This is a genomic window from Botrimarina mediterranea, assembly GCF_007753265.1.
In the GTDB taxonomy this organism is placed as follows: domain Bacteria; phylum Planctomycetota; class Planctomycetia; order Pirellulales; family Lacipirellulaceae; genus Botrimarina; species Botrimarina mediterranea.
This window is the reverse complement of sequence record NZ_CP036349.1, coordinates 3,225,322-3,245,342: the sequence shown is the minus strand read 5'-3', so window position 1 is coordinate 3,245,342 and position 20,021 is coordinate 3,225,322. Positions and strand designations below refer to the sequence as shown.

13 protein-coding genes are annotated in these 20,021 nt (G+C 64.7%); 7 read left to right on the top strand and 6 right to left on the bottom strand.

Annotated features, from left to right (window positions below):
• Positions 1–39 precede the first annotated feature (39 nt).
• Positions 40–3,303, top strand: a complete 3,264-nt coding sequence (locus Spa11_RS12535) for a PKD domain-containing protein (RefSeq protein ID WP_145112728.1) — start codon at positions 40–42, stop codon at positions 3,301–3,303.
• A gap of 77 nt (positions 3,304–3,380) precedes the next feature.
• Here Spa11_RS12535 and Spa11_RS12530 read toward each other — a convergent pair whose 3' ends face one another.
• Positions 3,381–4,322 carry an AEC family transporter gene (locus Spa11_RS12530; RefSeq protein WP_145112726.1) on the bottom strand — a complete coding sequence of 314 codons (942 nt, stop codon included), beginning with the start codon at positions 4,320–4,322 and terminating at the stop codon, positions 3,381–3,383.
• Between the two features lie 220 nt (positions 4,323–4,542).
• Here Spa11_RS12530 and bglX point away from each other — a divergent pair, with 220 nt between their 5' ends.
• From bglX to Spa11_RS12500, 6 genes are all read left to right on the top strand, one after another.
• On the top strand, positions 4,543–6,933 hold the full coding sequence (gene bglX, locus Spa11_RS12525) for a beta-glucosidase BglX (RefSeq protein ID WP_197529351.1): 2,391 nt from the start codon (positions 4,543–4,545) through the stop codon (positions 6,931–6,933).
• Between the two features lie 97 nt (positions 6,934–7,030).
• A complete protein-coding gene (locus Spa11_RS12520; protein ID WP_145382915.1) occupies positions 7,031–8,047 on the top strand; it encodes a LacI family DNA-binding transcriptional regulator in 1,017 nt (338 codons plus the stop codon).
• Between the two features lie 471 nt (positions 8,048–8,518).
• Complete coding sequence (locus Spa11_RS12515) at positions 8,519–9,991, top strand: hypothetical protein (protein ID WP_145112720.1); 1,473 nt, start codon at positions 8,519–8,521, stop codon at positions 9,989–9,991.
• 80 nt (positions 9,992–10,071) lie between these two features.
• Positions 10,072–11,295 carry a DUF1559 family PulG-like putative transporter gene (locus Spa11_RS12510; protein ID WP_145112718.1) on the top strand — a complete coding sequence of 408 codons (1,224 nt, stop codon included), beginning with the start codon at positions 10,072–10,074 and terminating at the stop codon, positions 11,293–11,295.
• A 104-nt stretch (positions 11,296–11,399) separates the two neighbouring features.
• Positions 11,400–12,821 (top strand): glucoamylase family protein, encoded by a 1,422-nt coding sequence (locus Spa11_RS12505; protein WP_145112716.1) that lies wholly within the window; start codon positions 11,400–11,402, stop codon positions 12,819–12,821.
• Positions 12,822–12,948: 127 nt separating this feature from the next.
• Positions 12,949–14,511: a sulfatase family protein gene (locus Spa11_RS12500; protein WP_145112714.1), complete on the top strand. Its 1,563-nt coding sequence runs from the start codon at positions 12,949–12,951 to the stop codon at positions 14,509–14,511.
• Positions 14,512–14,597: 86 nt separating this feature from the next.
• On the opposite strand, the gene Spa11_RS12495 is transcribed toward Spa11_RS12500, so the two are convergent.
• From Spa11_RS12495 to Spa11_RS12475, 5 genes are all read right to left on the bottom strand, one after another.
• On the bottom strand, positions 14,598–15,617 hold the full coding sequence (locus tag Spa11_RS12495; protein WP_145112712.1) for a zinc-binding alcohol dehydrogenase family protein: 1,020 nt from the start codon (positions 15,615–15,617) through the stop codon (positions 14,598–14,600).
• Positions 15,614–16,456 (bottom strand): amidohydrolase family protein, encoded by an 843-nt coding sequence (locus Spa11_RS12490; protein ID WP_145112710.1) that lies wholly within the window; start codon positions 16,454–16,456, stop codon positions 15,614–15,616. The genes Spa11_RS12495 and Spa11_RS12490 overlap by 4 nt, the downstream gene beginning before the upstream one ends.
• Complete coding sequence (locus Spa11_RS12485) at positions 16,453–16,842, bottom strand: RbsD/FucU domain-containing protein (protein ID WP_145112708.1); 390 nt, start codon at positions 16,840–16,842, stop codon at positions 16,453–16,455. Before Spa11_RS12485 ends, Spa11_RS12490 begins: the two co-directional genes overlap by 4 nt.
• Positions 16,839–17,876 (bottom strand): aldo/keto reductase, encoded by a 1,038-nt coding sequence (locus tag Spa11_RS12480; RefSeq protein WP_231932919.1) that lies wholly within the window; start codon positions 17,874–17,876, stop codon positions 16,839–16,841. Before Spa11_RS12480 ends, Spa11_RS12485 begins: the two co-directional genes overlap by 4 nt.
• A 403-nt stretch (positions 17,877–18,279) precedes the next feature.
• Positions 18,280–20,019, bottom strand: coding sequence for an ammonia-forming cytochrome c nitrite reductase subunit c552 (locus Spa11_RS12475; protein WP_145112707.1), 1,740 nt, complete (start codon positions 20,017–20,019; stop codon positions 18,280–18,282).
• Between the last annotated feature and the right edge of the window lie 2 nt (positions 20,020–20,021).

Sequence of the window (20,021 nt, the reverse complement as noted above, 5' to 3'; positions counted from 1 at the left end):
CTAACGGTTTCGCGAACACCGCACGCAAGGAGATACACCGTGGGTCGTCACCGCTCATTGTCCGCTCGTCGCCGGTCCTTTGTCCGCCGTCAAGAACAGCTCGAAGCCCGCTTGCCGCTGACGGCCGACTTGGCGCTGGTCGGCAGCCTCCCGGATCAATCGATCGATGAGGGCGGCGCGCTCGACCTCACCTTTTCATTCACCGACACGCTGCAAACCTCGTCGGGCTCGTCGATCGGGCTGAACCCGGAGGACTTCGCCTCGCTGGGCGTGTTCGATCCGGCCAACCCGATGGAGTCGATCGTCATCGACACCGACGCGCTCACAATCACCGGCTTCGCCAGCAACGGCGCGACAGTTCTCAACAATGTCGGCGCTAGCGATTATGAGATCGCGGTCTTCACTTTTGACTCGTTCGACCTCGACGCGGGGCAGACGATCACCGCGACGGGGTCGCGTCCGTTTGCGATTCTCTCGCTGAGCGACATCTCGATCGGCGGCGTGATCGATGTCAGCGCGAACGGCCGCATCGCGGGCCCCGGCGGCGGGAACGGCGGCGCCGTCGTCCCAGGCGGCGGCGGCACCACCGCGACCAGCGGCGAGTCCGCGGCGGGTTCAGCGGCGGGCTTCGCGGGCGGGGCGGGCGCCTTCGGCCTGCTTCCTCCTACCTTCTCGTCTTTCGCTGGCAGTGGCGGCGGTTTCGGTGGGGCCGGCGGCACTGGCGGTCCTCAGGCCTGGAGCGGGACGACTCCCAATCAAGTCCCAAAAGCTGGTGCAGTGAATGGTGACCTATCGGATGGAATCCAGGGCGGCGGCGGCGGCGCGGGCGGCCGAGAGTTGAACCCAATAGGTTTGGAAGGCGGCGGCGGTGGCGGTGGCGTCGAGTTTGGCGCTGTCGGTGCGATCACCGTTGAATCGACAGGGTACGTCTTTGCCGACGGCGCCGATGGAATGAGCGGCGTGGGGTTCTACAGCGGCGCGGGTGGCGCGGGTGGCGGCATTCTCATGCACGCTAACGACATCAATATCAGCGGCTCCCTCAGCGCCCGGGGCGGCGCGGCCGGGTCGAACAACTTGTACAGCTACAGCGGTGGCGGCGGAGGCGGACGCATCCTGCTGGCCCACGACCAGAACGGCGCGTTCAGCACGGCCGGCGCTACGATCGACGTCAGTGGCGGCGTGTCGGGGACCGATCCCGACAACACCCTATTCGGCCGCAACGGCGCGGATGGCGTTGTCGCGGTCGAGCAGACGGTCTCTCAGACGACGCAAGACAATTACTACTACACGGTCGAATTGCTCGACTCCTTGGGGCAGTTGATTTCGGCATTTCCGCCCAGTAGCTCGCCGGTGACGGACATTGTTGTCTCAGGCGCCTCGCTGGTAGGCACGGTCACCCTCAGCGGTCTCACAAATGCCCTTTTCGAGGACGACGCCGACCTCCAGGTCCGCGTTACCGTGACCGACGACCAAGCGACGCCCCACGTCGTGACGGACACGTTCAATCTAGTGGTCAACAACGTCGCGCCGGGGATCGTCGATGAGTCCGGACCGGTCACCGGCCTGGAAGGCGAGCTGTTGACGACGTCGGGCTCGTTCTCTGACGTGACCGGGGACACGCTGACGTTCACCGCGTCCATTGGCGATGTTTCAGCGGATGGCAATGGCGGCTGGACGTGGACCTACACCGGCGATGACGACCTCACCGACACCGTGACGATCACCGCGAACGACGGCGACGGCGGCATTACCGAAACGACGTTCGATCTAACCATCGAGAACGTCGATCCGACAGTGGTCTCGACGCCCGGCGCGGTGGTGGGTGACGAGGGGACGGTGCTGTCGGCCAGCGGTTCGTTCTGGGACGTCCCCGGCGACGTGCTGACGTTCACCGCTTCGATCGGCAGCATCACCGCGGACGGCAATGGTGATTGGACGTGGACCTACACCGGGGAAGACGACCTCACCGACGTGGTGACGGTCACCGCCGATGATGGTGACGGCGGCTTGACCTCGACGACGTTCAATCTGACGGTTGAGAACGTCGCCCCGGTTGTCGTCGCGACGCCCGGCGCTGTGGTAGGCGACGAAGGTTCGCAGTTGACGGCGAGCGGCTCGTTCTCGGACGTCGTTGCCGATCCCCTGACGTTCACGGCTTCGATTGGCAGCGTCCTCGCCGATGGCGCGGGCGGATGGACCTGGTCCTATGCGGGTGAGGACGACTTCGCCGGTGTGGTGACGATCACCGCCAACGACGGCGATGGCGGTCTCACGTCGACGACTTTCGACCTGACGGTGGAGAACGTCGCTCCGGTCCTAACGAGCGTCACGTCGGACGGCGCCGACTTTGGCGCAAAGAAGGCGGGGCAAGCCGTTACGCTAAACGCCGCGTTTACGGACGCCGGTGTGCTCGATACGCATGACGTGACGGTCGACTGGGGCGATGGCACGACCTCAACTTTCGCGGCTGGCTCGGCTGGCTCGGCGGCGCTGACCCACGCCTACGCCGACGCCGGCTTCTACGACGTGACAGTGACGCTGACCGATGACGACGGCGGCGTAGCGACCGCGACGACGCAGTCGATCATCTCGGGCGTCGCGCTACAGGACGGCGTTCTGGTCGGTATTGGCACGAACGGCAACGATTCGTTCCAGGTCTACCGTGTCTCCTTCTTGAACAAGGTCTACGTCATCAGTGACCTGGACGGTTGCCCGCCCGTCATCCACCACTTCAACGCCAGCAGCGTTTCCTCGGCAGAGCTGTACTTGGGCGGCGGCAACGACATCGGATTTGTGTCGAGCACGTTCAACAAGTCGGCCTTCGTCGATGGCGGCGCAGGCGATGACTTGCTGGCTGGCGGCTCTGCCAACGACATCCTGTTGGGCGGCGCCGGTAACGATCTGTTGTTCGGCGGAGCGGGCCGTGACCTCCTGATCGGGGGCACGGGCATCGACCTGCTCTTCGCCGAAGGGGGCGACGACGTGCTGATCTCCGGAGAGACGCTGCACGACGGAGATAGGACCGCCCTCGACGCGATCCTCGCCGAGTGGGGCAGCAGCCGCTCGTACAACCAACGCGTCGATAACCTAGTCGGCGACCTCGATAACTCCGAGGATGGCCTCAACGAAGATTACTACCTGATCGTCAGCGGCGAGGATCAGACGGTCGTGGACGATGAGGAGTTCGATCTGCTCGTCGGCAGCGGCGGGCGCGACCTCTACTTTGCCGGTGAAGGCGACATCGCGCTAGCGACCGGTCTGGAGCAGGTCCTCGAGCTGGAGGCCCAGATCCCGACGGTCTAATCGATCGCCGGCCGAAGGAAGACTTGGCGAGCCGGCGACGCTCTACGCTTTCGTAGGGCGTCGCCGGGCGAGCCGGTTCATGCCAGCCAGATCATCACGATTGGCAAGGTGAACAGTGCGAGGGCTGTCTGGGCAGTAATCAGGGCGGCCATCTTCTCGGCGTCGCCGCCCATCTGGCGCGCCAGAAGGTACGAACTGGTCGCTGTTGGTAGAGCGGTAAACAGGACGCCGACGCCACGGGCGACGCCATCGACGCCCATCAGTGTCATCAAGGCCGCCGTCAGCGCAGGCAGGGCCAAGAGCTTGACGAACGTCGCCAACGCCTCAAGAAGCCGACAAGCGGCGATCGCCTCCCAACTCAGGAACGCGCCCACGGCCAGCAGGCCCATCGGTAGCGCTGCTTTCGAGAGCATCTGGGCCAGGTCACCGAGGACCGGCGGCTCGCCGATGCCCGACGCGTTGAGAGCGACGCCCACCGCGCTGCCGAGAATGAGCGGGTTGGTCGCCACCTGCCGCCAGACGCTCACACTCCCGCCGCCCGGTTGATCGCCCAACTCGGCGAGCATCCAGACGCAGACCAGATTCACCAGCGGCACGATCACGCCGATCGCCACCGCCGCATAGGCGAGCGCCTCGGGGCCGGCCCAACGCATGGCCACAGCCAGTCCGACGTAGGTGTTCATCCGGACGGAGCCTTGGTAGAGGCTGGTGAACCGCGGCCCGTCGATCGCGATGAGCCGGCGAAGGGCGAGCGCCAGCAGTGTCACGATGGCGATGGCCCCGGCGATTCCCAGCCCCATCCGCCTCCAGGGGAGCTCTGACAGGTCGGCGCTCGCTAGCGTCGAAGCAATCAGCGCCGGGAACATCGCGAAATAGGTCAGCCGCTCGGCGGGGACCCAAAAGCCGTCGCCGGGAAACCCGTAACGCTTGGCGGCGACGCCCAGGAGGAGCATGCCGAAGATGGGTAGCAAGACCTGGGCCAGGTGTTGAAACTGTTCCAGCGAGAGAGCGAGTGACATCAGAGGGACTGCGGTTGCAACGAGAGCGACTTTATACCGATCCGAATAGGGATGAAAACGCTTGCAGTCGCGGCCTCGTTGAGTTCATATGCTACTCATGGCAGCGCCTCGTCGATACCGATTCACTCTCGTCTTTCCTATGCCGATTCACGCTATTCCGCCGTCCGCGGCACTCTGTCGCGTTTGTTTCGCGCTCGCGCTCGGTGTTACTTCCGCTCTGGTGGCTAACGCCGAGGACGCAACGACCTTCAATCCGGCGGTGATCAACCCCGAGGTTGAGCGGACTCTCGGCGCGGAGGACCCGCTCGCCGAACCCGTCGGCCTGCCGGCGGTGGAAATCGATCTGACGGACGGCACAATCGACGAGATCGCTCAGCGAGTGCTCGATGCGATGAGCCTGCGCGAGAAGATCGGGCAGATGTGTCAGGTGTCGTCGTTCGGAACCGACCTGCCGAAAGAAGTCGCCGACGACCTCCGCGGCGGACGGATCGGCTCGCTTTTCTACACGGGGACGCCCGAGCAGACGCGCGAGGCGAAACGCGTCGCGATGGAGGAGTCACGGCTCGGCCTGCCGCTGCTGACGCCCCGCGATGTGATCCACGGGTTTGAGACGGTCTTCCCGATCCCGCTGGGGCAGGCCGCGAGTTGGAATCCCGAACTGATCGAAGCCGCCTCGGCGATCGCCGCCGATGAGGCGCGAGCGCAGGGCGTGAACTGGACGTTCGCGCCGATGCTCGACATCAGCCGCGACGCCCGCTGGGGGCGGATCGCCGAGTCGGTGGGCGAAGACCCGTTGCTCGCGTCGGCGATTTCCAAAGCGATGGTGCGGGGCTTCCAGCAGCCCGTCGAGAACGCCGACGGCACGGTCGCTTACGAAGGCATCGCCGCTTGCGCCAAGCACTTCGCCGCCTACGGCTTGACGGAGGGCGGCCGCGACTACAACCGCGCCGAGGTCTCGATCAGCGAGCTGCACAACGCGATCCTGCCGCCGTTCCGCGCAGCGACCGAGGCGGCCTGCGCGACCTTCATGACGGGCTTCAGCGCCGTCAATGGCGTTCCCGTTACCGGGCATCGTGAGCTGATCACCGACCTGCTCAAGGGACGCTGGGACTTTGAGGGGCTTGTCGTCAGCGACTGGACGTCCGTCATCGAGATGATCGAGCACGGCTATGCCGCGGACCGCCGCGAGGCGGCGCGGCTGGCGGTCTCCGCGGGGCTCGACATGGAGATGGCGAGCACGACGTTCCGCGAAAACCTGGTGGACCTTGTCGAGTCAGGCGAGATCGAAGAGTCGCAGATCGACGACGCCGTGCTCCGGATCATACGAGTGAAGCTCCAATTTGCGATGCCGCGTGATGACGACCCGCTGGCGGACCAGACGATTGAGTCGCGCCGTGAAGTCGCGAAGCGGCTGGCTCAACAGAGCTGCGTGCTGCTCAAGAACGACGGCGTCGCCCTGCCGCTGAAGACCGATAAGCTGAAGCGAGTGGCGGTGATCGGGCCGTTGGCGGACGCGGCCCGCGATCAGTTGGGCTGCTGGATGCTCGATGGCAAGCCCGAAGACGCAGTCACGTTGCTATCGGCGATGAAGGAGACGCTCGGCGATGGCATTGAAGTGGTCCATGCCGCCGGGTCCGAGTCGAGCATCGACGATTCGACCAAGGGTTTTGACGGGGCGCTGGATGCGGCCGAGGGCGCCGACGTGGCGATCGTTTGCGTCGGAGAAGGCTGGATGCTCAGCGGCGAGGCGCGGAGCCGGGCCGACTTGCATCTGCCGGGCTCGCAGCGTGCGCTCGTGCAAGCGATTGCCGAGACGGGAACGCCTGTCGTGCTGGTCGTCATGGCGGGCCGTCCGCTGACGATTGGCGCCGAGGCCGAGCTCGCCGACGCGGTGCTCTACGCCTGGCACCCCGGCACGATGGGCGGACCGGCGATCGCCGAGCTGCTCGTCGGCGACGAGTCGCCGAGCGGCAAACTGCCGGCGACCTTCCCGAAGCAGGTCGGCCAGTGCCCGCTCTACTACAACCACCCCAACACGGGCCGCCCTGCCCTGCCGGAGACGAAGGCCTTGATCGGTTCGGGTCGCGCCGATTTCCCTGAGGATCAGAAGTACCGCTCGCATTACATCGATGTCGATCCGTTCCCGCTCTATCCGTTCGGGTTTGGCTTGTCGTACACGAGTTTCCGCTACGACTCGCCGGAGTTGACGACGGATTCAATCAAGCCGGGTCAGACGATCGGCGTCCGTGTCCGGCTCACCAACACGGGCGATGTCGCCGCCGACGAGGTCGCGCAGCTCTATGTGCAGGACGTGGCGGCGAGCTTGGTGAGGCCGGTGCGCGAGCTGAAGGGCTTCCGCCGGGTGCGGCTGGAGCCGGGCGAGTCGCAGGTGCTAGAGTTCGCACTCTCGACGGACGACCTGGCCTACTACGACAACCGCGGCGAGGTCGTGCTCGAGCCCGGCGAGTTCCGCCTTGGCGTGGGGGGGGATTCGACGGTCTCCCTGTCGGAGACCTTCACGCTCCGCGGCTCGGAGGTCACGGACGAGGCGAAACGGTCGCGGCTCCGCGGCGCCAAAGCTAACGTTGTCGCCCCGGTGGCGTCGAATTAACCTAATGCGGCACGGAGTCGTCTCCCACAGGGTAGGGTTTCTATCGCCGGCCCGTCGCGACGCGATAACGCCATCCCTCTTCCCCTCACGTCCGCTCATGGCTGCTTCGATCGAAGACGTTGCGAAGAAAGCCAATGTGTCGATCAGCACCGTCTCGCGCGTGTTGAACCGGCGGAACTTGGTGAACGTCGAGACGCGCAAGCGGGTCGAGGCGGCGATTGCGGAACTTGGGTATCGACCCAACGTCTTCGCCCGCGGCTTGATGCTGCGTAAGAGCAACGTGCTTGGCCTGGTGCTCCCCGACCTCCACGGCGAGTTCTACTCGGAGATCATCCGCGGCGCGAACCAGAAGACTCGGGAGCTGGGCTACCACCTGCTCGTCTCTTCCGTTACCGCCGACGACGACGGACAGGACGTGCTCGCGGCGGTGGGGACGCAGGGGCTCGTCGACGGCATGATCGTGATGGTCACCGAGATGAGCTCGATGATCCGCAAATCGCTGCAGAACGCCTCGATCCCGCTGGTGGTCCTCGACGGCGACATCCAGGGCGCCAAGCACGACACCGTCGCCATCGACCACCACAACGGCGCCGAGACGCTCGTCCGCCGGCTGGTGTCGTCCTACCCGGGCAAGCGCATCGTCTTCCTCGGCGGTCACGAGACCAACCTCGACACCATTGATCGGCTCAACGCTTACCGCAAGGTGCTCGCCGAGGTGGGCGTCCGCCCCGCCGCCGAGGACGTGGTCCACCTCGACTACCGCTACAGCACCGCGTTCGAGTACGCCACCGAAAGGGTCAGCGAATGGGCCGCCGCGGGGGCGACGGTTTTCGCCGCCAACGACGAGATGGCCGCCGGCGTCGTTGACGCCGCCATCGCCGCGACGCTGTCGATTCCCGAGGACCTGCGGGTGGTCGGTTTCGACGACACCCGCATCTCCCAGCTCACCAGGCCGCGGCTGACGACGGTCCACGTCCCCATGGCGGAGATGGGCGCCAAGGCGATCGAACTCCTCTGCGAGCGGCTCAACGAGCCTGAGCGGCCTTCTAGCCGGGTGATCCTGCCGACACGGGTGGTTGTCCGCGAGTCGTGCGGGACGCTCTCCGGCAGCTGACCGGCGCCAACTGACCGGCGCCAGGGCGCGCCGTGGCGGGCAAGCACTTGAAAGCTGCCGGTTGCCGCTCGGGGTGGTCCTGCGTAGAAATCTGACGGAAAAGTTCGGTTAATTCGTCGTGAAAGCGCTTGCAGTGAGTGGCGGCGATGGATTACTTTCTTAGGTAGGGACATACGTGCGTCACCCCCGGCCCTGCTGTGGCTATTTGGCCCCTGTCATGGTTCCTGCGGTGGCGTGACGCTGGCTCGGCTTATCGATAACGGCTTTTCATGACGCGGCCCGCCAGTGGTGGGTTGGGTTTACAAGATGGCGGCTCAATCAGTCGCTGAAACCTCCCGCAACACTTTCGCCCCGCAAAGCGGCTCTGCATCGAATAGCAGAGGGCTCCGGTTGGCGGAGGCTCCGGGAGGCAAGCGACCTCTTCACGTTCGAAGTCACGGCAGGTTGGACACTCTTCAAGGAAAGCTACTCATGACGACCAAATGGCGACTTGTTGCTTGTACTCTGGTTGGCGCCGCGGCCCTCGGGGTGGCGCAGCGTGCGACGGCGGTCGAACTGCTGACGTTCGGCAATTTCGAACTCCCTGCACTACCATCGATCCCCGAGGTCCCGTTCTGGACGCTCGAGGAGTTCCGCACGGCGGACCCCTCGCTGATGGTGGATTCGGCTTCATTGGCCGGCTTCGCGGACAATCCGATCGACCCCCTCGCCGTCGATCCGGATCACCGCGGCCTGTGGATCAAGCCATTCAGCGGCAATGAAGCGAACGGCACCACGGAAGCGATCCTCACGCAGATCGTGGCGGCCGTTCCCGGCCAAGAGTACTCGTTTACGGGTGACGGGCTGTTTGAGGCAAACTATGGCGGCACGGCCGGCTTTTCCACGGACATCAACTTTGAGTTGGCGTTCCTCGATTCGAGCGGGATGGTGATCGGCTCGCCGTTGGTGCGCGACCTAGAGACCGAATTAATTGCGGGGCTCGGCTGGTCGGGCCGGGACGGCAACCCCGATATCACGCCGCTAGTAGGGGTCGCCCCGGCGGGCGCCGCGTCAGTCCGGGTGCGGGCTCAGGGCCTCAACATGACCACCAACACCAACGGCGGAGCGCAGTCGGCTTTCGTGGACAATTTCTCGCTAACGACCACCGCCGCGCCTACAACTCAGTTGCTGGAGAACGCCAATCTGAACATCCTGCCGGAAGTGCCGCCAACGGCGGAAGAGCGGTTAGTCGAAGCCGGGTGGGAGTTCATTGAGAACCCTGAAGGCGTCAACTCGCTGGCGGCGGCGGGCTTCGCCAACAATCCCGCTACCGGTGGCACAAATGGGATCTGGGTCCGTCCGTTCGTTGCGGATGCGGACTCGGCCTCGATTCAACAGTCTGTCGCTGGGGTGGCCGGAACGGAGTACATGTTTACGGCTTCTTCGCGTTGGGAGGTAAACTTTTACAACGCTGGCGGCGACGAGAATCAGATGCTTCTCGAACTGGCGTTTCTCGATAGCGAGGGAGTCGTTATCGATTCGTCCACTCTCGACCTACGTGCTGCTGGACAGACCGCCGACAACAACTGGCACACGCATTCTCTGTCGGCAACGGCGCCGGCGGGAACGGTAGATGTCCGAGTCGCTGGCATCACCAACAACATCACCGCCAACCCGGACACCGGCACGACGGTGTCGGCCTTCTGGGACGACTTCTCGCTGATGGCCGTCACGGGTGGTCTGGCGGGCGACTACAACAGCGACGGCAAGGTTGACGCGGCCGACTACACGGTCTGGCGTGACGGCAACTCGCCCGACAGCAGCCAAGCGGGTTACGACCTGTGGGCGGACAATTACGGCACCACGTCGGCGCCATCGGCGGCGGCCGCGATCCCCGAGCCGACCGCTTGCGTACTTGTCTTAGTCGGATTGACGGCCGTTGCCGCTCGGCGGCGACTCGTCTGAAGCGGATCGATGATCCGGGGTGGTTAGCCGGGTGTGGACCCGTATTGGCGACAAGTTAAAACCTACAAGCAGGTTTTCAAATGGAACAGGCAAAGTTGAAAGGCAATCGCCAATACGGGTTCACCCTGGTCGAGCTGCTGGTGGTGATCGCCATCATCGGCATCTTGGTCGCGCTGCTACTGCCGGCCGTGCAAGCGGCGCGCGAGGCGGCGCGGCGCACGCAGTGTAAGAACAACCTGAAGAACATCGGGTTGGCGTGTCAAAACTTTTACGACACCCAGGATCAGTTCCCCACGGGTGGGACGACACCGCAGGCCAGGATCGAGAACTACCTCGCAGATACTTTTTCTCAGCCCAACCCGGCATTGAGGCAAGGTCCGCCTAACGGCCCCGAAACGCAAGGACTCGGCGTCTTCTATCAGATACTTCCTTTTATGGAAGAAGGGGCCATCGCCGGTGTCGTTCAGCAGAGCCAGATTAGCGAATTCACTGTTGCAATGTATTACTGCCCGTCACGTCGAAGTCCCGGCACTCCAACGCCTGGCACCGCTTCTAAGGTAGATTACGCGGCTGTGAATGCGGCCCCAGCGCGTTCAGAGATGAGTGGGGCGAACGAAATGGAGAACATGCTTGCCAGCCCGATGAATACAACGCCTTATAACCGCCTCAATCAGTCGACGTGGGGTTGTTCGACATGCGCTGAAGGGGTTCCCCCCCGAAACGTCGTCCAAGGCCTAAAGAATCCTTCGAGGGAGGCGCAAGGCCAAGTCCAATACCGCGGCGTGATTCAGCGGACCGACTGGATTCTGAATGGTAATCCACCGACTTCGGGTGAAGCCGGCGGCGCCGGTTCGAAAATGACCTTTGCAAAAATCACGGACGGATCAAGCAAGACGATGCTGATCGCCGAGAAGTGGCTTGTTCCCGACATCATTACTGGGGCCAGTAGCGGCGTGGGCTTTGGCATTGGGGCGGGCGATGACAATGGCTGGGCCGACGGGTGGGACTGCAATAACGTCCGCACGACGCTATTTCCGCCGCGAGCCGACAACGACATTTCTCAAGTGCCTGGTAAAGCCAGCACCTCCGACCAGAGTCGCGATCAGCAGCTCGCCGCCATTTTCGGTCCGGACGGCTCGTGTGACAATGTCGGCGACTGGGTGCTTGGGTCCTCGCACCCCGGTGGCATCAACTCGGTCTTCGCCGATGGGTCCGTGCATTTTATCTCCTTTGGCGTCGACCCGGAGAACTTCAATCGGATGGGACATCGGCGCGACGGCGAGACAGTCGACGTGAATCTTTAAGCACAAAGCGCACTGGGGCTTGGCCCTACTTTCATATCAGCTGAAATCACGGGGAGCGGACAACGAGTCCGCTCCCCTTCTCTTTGAACACCTGGCGTTCCTGCATGATTCAACGGACTTCAGCGCAGTTGATCGGCCTCCTTTTCGCATCGCTCCTAGCGTCGCCGAGTGCTGCGATCGAGTCGGACTCCGCCTTCCTCGACAACCTCCAGCAGCGCACGTTCAACTTCTTCTGGGAGACCGCACCGGCCGAGAACGGTTTGACGCCCGATCGATATCCCAGCGCTTCGCCCTGCAGCATCGCGGCGGTGGGGTTTGGGTTGACGGCTTACTGTGTCGGCGTCGAGCGCGGGTGGGTCGAGTGCGACGAAGCGGCCGAACGGACGCTGGCGACGCTGCGATTCTTACGAGACGCTCGTCAGAACGAAGAGACCGCCGGAGCAAGCGGCCATAACGGGTTCTTCTATCACTTCCTCGACATGCGCACCGGCGAGCGCTGGCGCAACTGCGAGCTGTCGAGCATCGATACGGCGTTGCTGATGATGGGCGTGCTCGCTTCGCGCGAGTACTTTGATGGCGACAACGGCACGGAGCGTGAGATTCGCGAGACGGCCGACGCGCTGTATCGTAACGTGCGTTGGGACTGGATGCAGCCGCGTCCGCCGCTGATCGCGATGGGGTGGAAGCCCGAAGAGGGAGGTTTTGGTCGGGCCGACTACCGCGGTTACGACGAGGCCATGTTCCTCTACGTGCTGGCGATCGGCTCGCCGACGCACCCGGTCGAGCCGGAGGCATGGGAAGCGTTCACGAAGACCTACAAGTGGGCCGACTTCCAGGGCCAAGGCGAGCACGTCAACTTCGCCCCGCTCTTCGGTCACCAGTACGCTGCCTGCTGGATCGACCTGCGCGGCGTCGCCGACGCCTACTTGCGCGAGAAGGGGATCGATTACTTCGAGAACTCGCGCCGCGCGACGCTCGCGCAACGTGAGTACGCGATCGCCAACCCGGCCAGCTGGCGCGACTACGGCGCCGATGTCTGGGGCCTCACCGCTTGTGACGGGCCCGCGAACGGGGAGTGGAGTCACAACGGCCAGTCGCGCCGCTTCCACACGTACATGGCCCGCGGCGCGAGCGCGACCGCGGTGATCGACGACGGCACGATCGCCCCCACCGCGACCGGCGGATCGATCCCCTTCGCTCCGAACGAAACGACCCACGCCCTCAAGTCGATGCGCGAGCGATACGGCGATCGGCTCTACGGCGAGTATGGCTTCCGCGACGCGTTCAACCCCTCGTTCCGCTTCGCCGACGCCCGGCCGCAGCGCGGCGTGATCGATCCCGAGCACGGCTGGTTCGACTCGGACTACCTCGGCATTGACCAGGGGCCGATCCTGTTGATGGCCGAGAACCACCGCAGCGGTTTCGTGTGGGACTTGATGAAGCGTAGCCCGTATGTCCGCGCGGGTCTGGAGCGTGCGGGCTTTGCGGGTGGGTGGTTGAACGAGGGCGCGAAGGAGCGCGAGTGATGGCGGGGTTTACTTAGCCGCCGGTCATTGACCGGGGGCTAAGTGACGTGCTTTTCTCGTAGGAAATGGCCACCCAATAGTGTACAATCGTCCTCGTCTCGTGACCCTGTTTCCTGCGGAGAAGGCGATGGCTCCCAAGAGAATCCGGCGTTCCTTGGCGCTCCCCGCGTCGTGGCGGTTCCTCCTGCTTGCGTTGCTGATTGCGGTCAGCGCCGAGGGGGCGCCGCGGCCGAACTTCGTGTTCATCATGTCGGATGACCACGCTTACCAAGCGGTCAGTGCCTATGGGGCCGGCATCAATAACACGCCGAACATCGACCGCATCGCCCGTGAGGGGATTCGCTTCGATCGGGCGTACGTGCCCAACTCGTTGTGCGGCCCGTGTCGGGCGACGGTGCTGACGGGTAAGCACAGCTCGCGGAACGGGTTCTACGACAACCGTTCGACGTTCGATGGCACGCAGTGGACGATGGCGAAGTCTTTGCAGCGAGCGGGCTACCAGACGGCGATCGTCGGCAAGTGGCATCTGGTGTCCGAGCCGACGGGCTTCGATCACTGGGATGTCCTGCCGGGCCAAGGGAAGTACTACCGGCCCGACTTCATCACCCCGGCCGGTAAGAGCGCGATCGACGGCTATGTGACCGATGTCACGACCGACAAGGCGATCGCGTGGCTTAACGGCGCGGGCGAGACGGGCCGCAAAGCGGACAAGCCTTTCCTGTTGATGATCCATCAGAAGGCGCCGCACCGGCCGTGGGACCCGGCGCCGGAGCGGCTGAAGGAGTTCGTCGGCCGCGAGATCCCCGAGCCGGCGACGCTGCTGGACGACTATTCGACGCGGACCAGCTCGGCGGTGGACGCGAAGATGCGGATCGGGGAGACGATGAACGACCGCGACATCAAGACGTGGGCGGAAGACAATAACCACCGGCAGTGGCTTTACAACCATATGACCGCCGACCAGAAGGCGGCGTGGGTCGAGCATATTGATCCGCGGCAGGCGGAGCTCGAAGACTCGGGACTCGAAGGGGACGAACGCACTCGCTGGAAGTGGAGGCGTTACATGGAAGATTATTTGGCGTGTGTCGCAAGCGTTGACGAGGGCGTCGGCCGCGTGCTCGACTGGCTCGATGGCGCCGGGCTCGCCGAGAACACGGTCGTCGTCTACATGAGCGACCAAGGCTTCTATCTCGGCGAGCACGGCTGGTTCGACAAGCGGTTCATGTACGAGGAGTCGCTGCGGACGCCGATGGTGGTGCGCTGGCCAGCGGGTCTGAAAGAGCCGGGTCGTGAAGAGGGCCGCATCGTGTCGAACCTCGACATCGCGCCGACGTTCCTCGAACTCGCGGGCGCCGAAGTCGATCCAGAAGTTGACGGCCGCAGCCTGACGGCGATCCTGCGGAGCGAGCCGACGCCCGATTGGCGAGAGGATTTCTACTATCACTATCACGAGGGTCCCGAGCGGGACCACAACGTGCAGTTGCACGACGGCGTGACCGACGGCCGGCACAAGCTGATCCACTTCTACAAGCGTGACGAGTGGGAGCTGTACGACCTGGAGGAAGACCCGCGAGAGCTCAGCAACGTGGCGGACGATCCCAGGTACGCCGAGGTCCGAGAACGGTTGACTGCGCGGCTCGCCGAGTTGCGGGAGGACTACGGTTTCACGCCGCCGAAAGTTGGTGAATAACGCCAGAATGTGGGAGGCGTCTCCAGACGCCGATTACGGTGTCTTGACCGAAATCGGCGTGTGCGCGTAATCGGCTCGCAGTTAAATCACTTTCTGAGCTGCACGTGAATTTTTGTCACGTCGCCCGGCGCCCGGTCCCAGTTGGCGAGTGCGGTGGGGGCGTCGGCGAGCGACACGTCTTGGGTGACGATCCGCTCGGTTGGGACGCGGCCGGCGGCGAGCATCGCGATCACCTGCTCGAAGTCGCGGGCCAACGCGTTGCGCGAGCCACGGATATCGAGCTCTTTCATCACGAACCACTTCGTCTCGTAGGCGACAGGCTCCTTCGCATAGCCGATGTAGACGACGCGCCCCGCGAACGCGACGAGGTCCACCGCCGCCCGGAAGGTCGCCGGCAGGCCGACGGCTTCGATGACAACGGCGGGGCCGTGGCCTTCGGTGAGTTCGTTCAGCCGCGCCCCGAGGTCGTCGCGGATCGAGTGCAGGCGTTCGGCGGCGCCGCAGGCCGCCGCGAGGTCGAGCTTGGCGTCATCGACGTCGATGGCGACGACGCGGGCGCCGAGATAGGACGCCGCGGCGATTGCCCCAAGGCCAATGGCGCCGCAGCCAAAAACGGCGACGGTCTCGCCAGCCGTTACTTGGCCGCGGGCGACGGCGTGGGCGCCGACGGTGAGCGGCTCCACCAGCGCCAGCTCGCGCGGGCCGAGGCCCGCGGCCCGCATCGCCTTGCCGGCGGGGATCGTTGCGAACTCCGCCAGCACGCCGTCGCGTTGCACGCCGAGGGTCTGGTTGTTCTTGCAGCAGTTGGGGCGACCGGCCAAACACGAGGAGCAAACGCCGCACTCGGTGTAGGGGAACACCAGGAGTTGCTCGCCGACGGTCCAATCGCTGACGCCCTCGCCGAGGCCCTCAACGACCGCCGCGACCTCGTGTCCGGGGATGCGTGGGTAGGCGACCAGCGGGTTGCGACCGCGGTAAGTGCTCAGGTCGGTGCCGCAGTAACCGACAGTGTGGATGCGTAGCAGGAGCTCGCCGGGCGCGGGCGTGGGCTCGGGGCGATCCACCAGACGGGCGGCGCCGGGCTTGGTGATCTCGAGGGCTTTCATTCTTGGGCAGTCTCTAGTTGGTAAGCCGTCTCGGCGGCGCCGTGGAAGAACGACGCCCGCTCGCTTGGAGAGAGCGCGTCGGCCCAGGCGGTGACGACCTCGACCCAGCGCCGATAGTCGGCGGCCAGCAGACAGACGGGCCAGTCGGAACCGTACATCAATCGCGTCGGGCCGAACGCTTCGAGCGCTGCGTCGAGGTAAGGGCGGATCGAGTCCGCGGACCAGTTCGACCAGTCCGCCTCGGTGACGACGCCGGAAACCTTGCAGGCGACGTTGGGACGCTGCGCCAATTCGATAAGTTGCCTGCGCCACGGCTCGATCGCGCCCGCGGCGATGCGGGGTTTGGCGAGGTGGTCGAGCACAACGCGGCCGTCGGGATGGCGATCAACGAACTCAATCGCCGCCGGCAACTGGCGCTCGAAGATGAGAATGTCGTACGTCAGTCCACGCCGCAGCGCTTCGGCCACGCCGCGATTGAAGTCATCACGCAACAGGAAGAAGTCGTCGGGCTCGTCTTGAACGACGTGCCGGAGGCCTTTGAGCTTGGAGCGACCGGCCCAGCGGTCGAGCACTTCGCCAACGTCCGGGTCTGCCAGCGGCGCCCACCCGACGACGCCCTGTACAAAGTCATCGGAGTCCGCGATGTCGAGTAGCCAATTGGTCTCGGCGATCGTCTGCCGCGCTTGCACGGCGATTGAACCGGTGACGCCGCATTCGCCTGCTGTCGCCCGCAAATCGGCGACGGCGAAATCACGGGCCAAGACGCTCATCTCGTCGGAGATCCAGCCGTACTCCTCACGGCTGTAACGCCACAGGTGGTGATGGGCGTCGAGGATCATGCCGACTCCAGGATCATGTTCGCGTACTGCGTCGTGTCGCCGGTGCGGATGAGGCCGGTGGCGTGCGGGACGCGTTTCTTGAACTCGTCGTGCGGCTCGTGCGACAACCGAACGCCACTCAGGGCGCCGGCGAACGTCTCTTGGGTGACGCCCTTGTTGTAGGCGAGGAACTCTTGGGCCATCCACGCGGCGCCAAACACGCCTTCGGCCTTGATCGCTTCGAGCACCTGCAGCACGGTCGGCACGTCGTCAACGAGGCTGAGGTCGATCGTCTCCAGGCCCGGCCAGGATGGGAACCCGCGGTCGGCGATGACTAGGGTGTTGGTGTGACGCACGCGCCGCAAGAGCGAGGCGAGGTGCGGGTTGAGGATGCCGCTGCGGATCATGCGTTGTTCCCGAGGTACGGGTAGGCGTCGTCGATGAGACCAATCGCTTTAGCCTCTAGCCAGAAGTCATCGGCGATCGGCGTGACGGCGATCTCGACGTTTTCTTGAACTCGATCGGGATTGGTCGTGTTCAGCGCGACCGAGACGACGCCTTGTGGAGAGAGGCCGAATTGCACACAAGCGTGGGCAGGGCGTGTGCCGTGCCTATTGCAGAGCGATAGGAATCGCTCACGCCAATCGAAGAGCTTCTTCTCGGCGGTCGGCGAGGGGAGACGATAGTCAAAGTAGCGGCCGCCGACGAGGAAGCCCGCGTTGAAGACGCCGGAGTTGACGACAGCTACACCCTGCCGGGCGAGGCTGAGGATGAAGTCGAGGACCTGGGGTGGGTGCGTGTAGATCGTCACGCAGTTGGCGAGCATCACCCAATCGAGCCGCACGGACTCGGCGATCCGCTTGGCGACGCGCCAGTCCTTAGAGCCGACGCCGAGCGTCGCGCCCGGGGTTTCGTCGCGGAGCTTGCTGAGCGCCTCGTAAGCGGCGACGAGGTCACGCCACCGCACCTCGGGGTCGCCACTGGCGAGATACTCGTCCGGGTCGTGGACCGAGAGCATCCGCGGAGCGTAAGGTTCGCCGAGCAGCTCAAGGCCCTGGCGCCAACAGGCGAGAATGCCCTCGGCCTCGATGGACTGCGCGGCGTCGTGCCCGAGGTCACGCCAGACACCGGGCTCGAAGGTCGGCTCCTCGCCCACGAGAGGCACTCGGCGCCAACCGAGTTTGTTGCTGATCGTGACTCGCTCGGGGGGCACGTTGAGGCTCCGCAGGCAATCGCCGAGGCACTCCAGCGCCAAGCCGGCGCCGTACTTGCCGGCCGAGTCGATGACGACATTGTCGCCGCCGTGCTCGATCCAAGCGCGGGCGATAGCAAGCTTGCGCTCGAAGGGGATCGCCTCGTAGAGATTGCCCAGGGCGCTCGAGCCGAAGATTACCCGCGGCAGCCGCGGCGGCTCAACGATTGGCGGAGTTGAAGGGTTCACCGCGGTGGTACGACGAGTGAGGCGTGGGACGCTCGGCCACGGCGATGCCTCGCCGGCCTACGGTATGGATACCCTGCCCCGCCATCGACCGCCAGCCGAGTGACGTGATACGAGGCGGCTATAGCGTACTTCCTATTGCCGTAGCGTCTCGCGCAGAGACGCGGAGACGCAGAGGGTCGGCAGCGAAGACTCACGCCAAGCCGCCAAGGCGCAAAGACAAAGTCGTTGAGAAATGAGCGCAGTCGAAAACGATCGCACAGCAACTTGTTCTTTGCGGCTTAGCGCCTTGGCGTGAGTCTTGAAAGCATCCAACTCTGAGTCTCTGCGCCTCTGCGCGAGACGTCCCCACGTTGTTTCGTAAATCAGAGCGAGGCTAAAACGCTATGGCTAAGTGAAGCACGCTCTAGCCATCGGTTGTAGGGGGAGCGTTTAACGACACGGCGTCGGTCTCGGGTTTGCCGGCCGGTTCCTTGACGATTGGCTCGGTGGGCGTCACGCCCTGGATCGGCTCGATCGGAACGCCTTCGATGTCCGGCGCCTCGGGGGCTCGTAGCCGCAGCGCCAGGGCTTCGGCCTGACGGCTGTAGTCGATCGACTCGGCGAGGATCCTCGCCGCCTCTTGCGGGGCGTGGAAGCCGCGCGAGTTCTCGCTGCTGACGTAGTCGAGCCGCCAAGTGGCCTTGCGTTGGAGCTTGAGGACTTCTTCGAGGCCTTCCTCATCGGCGCCGGAGGCCTTGGCTTCGAGGATGGCGTCGAGCATGGCGGTCATCGCGCCGGCGGCGCGTTCGAGCAGCGCTTGATTGGTGGTTTGAATCGTCTCGATCCGCTGGGCTAGTTCTGCCTCGCTCTGGCGGTGGCACGTCTGGCATGCCGAGTTGAGGTTCTCGAGCGGTGAACGGACGTGGTGATTCGAGACCTTCGCGGCGCCGACTCGCTGGTAAGGCATGTGGCAGTCGGCGCAGCTGACGCCGTTGCGGGCGTGGACGCCCTGGCTCCACAGCTCGAACTCGGGGTGCTGGACCTTGAAGGTGGGAGCGCCGGTCTCACCGTGGGCATAGTCCATGAAGGGGCTGCCATCGGGGAAGGTCGTCTCTTCCCAAGTCTGCTCCTCGTCCTCCATCTTGAGGCCGTTCTTCCACGGGAATGTGAGCGTCATCTTCGATGCGCAGTAGTATTCGACGTGGCACTGGCCACAGACGAACGAACGCAACTCTTGCCGTGACGCGTCCTTGTTAGGGTCGTAAGGAGTCGCTTTGCCACCGCGGCGCCACTTCTCGATGCTCGGGATGTGTGGGACGGGGGCGTCTCCTTCGGCGAGGGCGGCGATGCCGTTGACGAATCCCGGACGGGTGACGCGGATCGCCATCGTGGCGGGGTCGTGGCAATCGATGCAGGTGACGGGGTGGGCCTCGCCGCCGCCGGTGTTGGCGTGACCTTCGGGAAGGGGTTGTCCGGCGATCTCGCCGGTAAAGCCGCCGGCGGGCGCCGGCGGGAAGACGGGCTCGTTCTCTTCGGGCGTGCCGTCGGGCGTGGCCTTGAGCATGTCGAGGACTTCGCCGTACGTCTTCGTGCTGACTTCCTCGAAGCCGCGCTGCACGGCTTCCATGTTGAAGTGGGCGGCGAGGGCCTCGTCGTCGGCGTCCTCGCCCATCGCTTCGAGGCCGACCTGGCGGTACAGCACCGTGGTCGAGCCGTGGCAGTGCAGGCAGGCGCCGGCCTGGGGCTTCTTGGTGACGCGCTCGGTGACGCCCTGGTCGTAAAGCATGTAGGCGTGGCCGCGGGCTTCGCGGTAGTCGATGCTGAACGCGTAACCGGCGTAGAGGCGTTTGAGCCAAGGCTGCTTATCGAGTTTCGACTCGGGCATCGCGCTGGAGCCGCCATAGAACTTGTCGCCGGCGGTCGACTTCCAGCCGTCGAACTGGTGCGGCCAGTTGAGGCCCCAGGGCTCGGGATCGACCGACACTTCGTTGAGTTCAACCACACGCACGTAAGGCGTTCGCGCCTCTTGCTTGTGGCCGAACATCGTCACCAGCACCCATGCCACGAGGGCCGTCCCGATCGCGGCGACTAGGAACGCTAGCAGCAACAGGCCGACGCCGCCCTTGCGGCCGCTTCGAGAAGAGTTGCGAATGGTCGACGGCATGG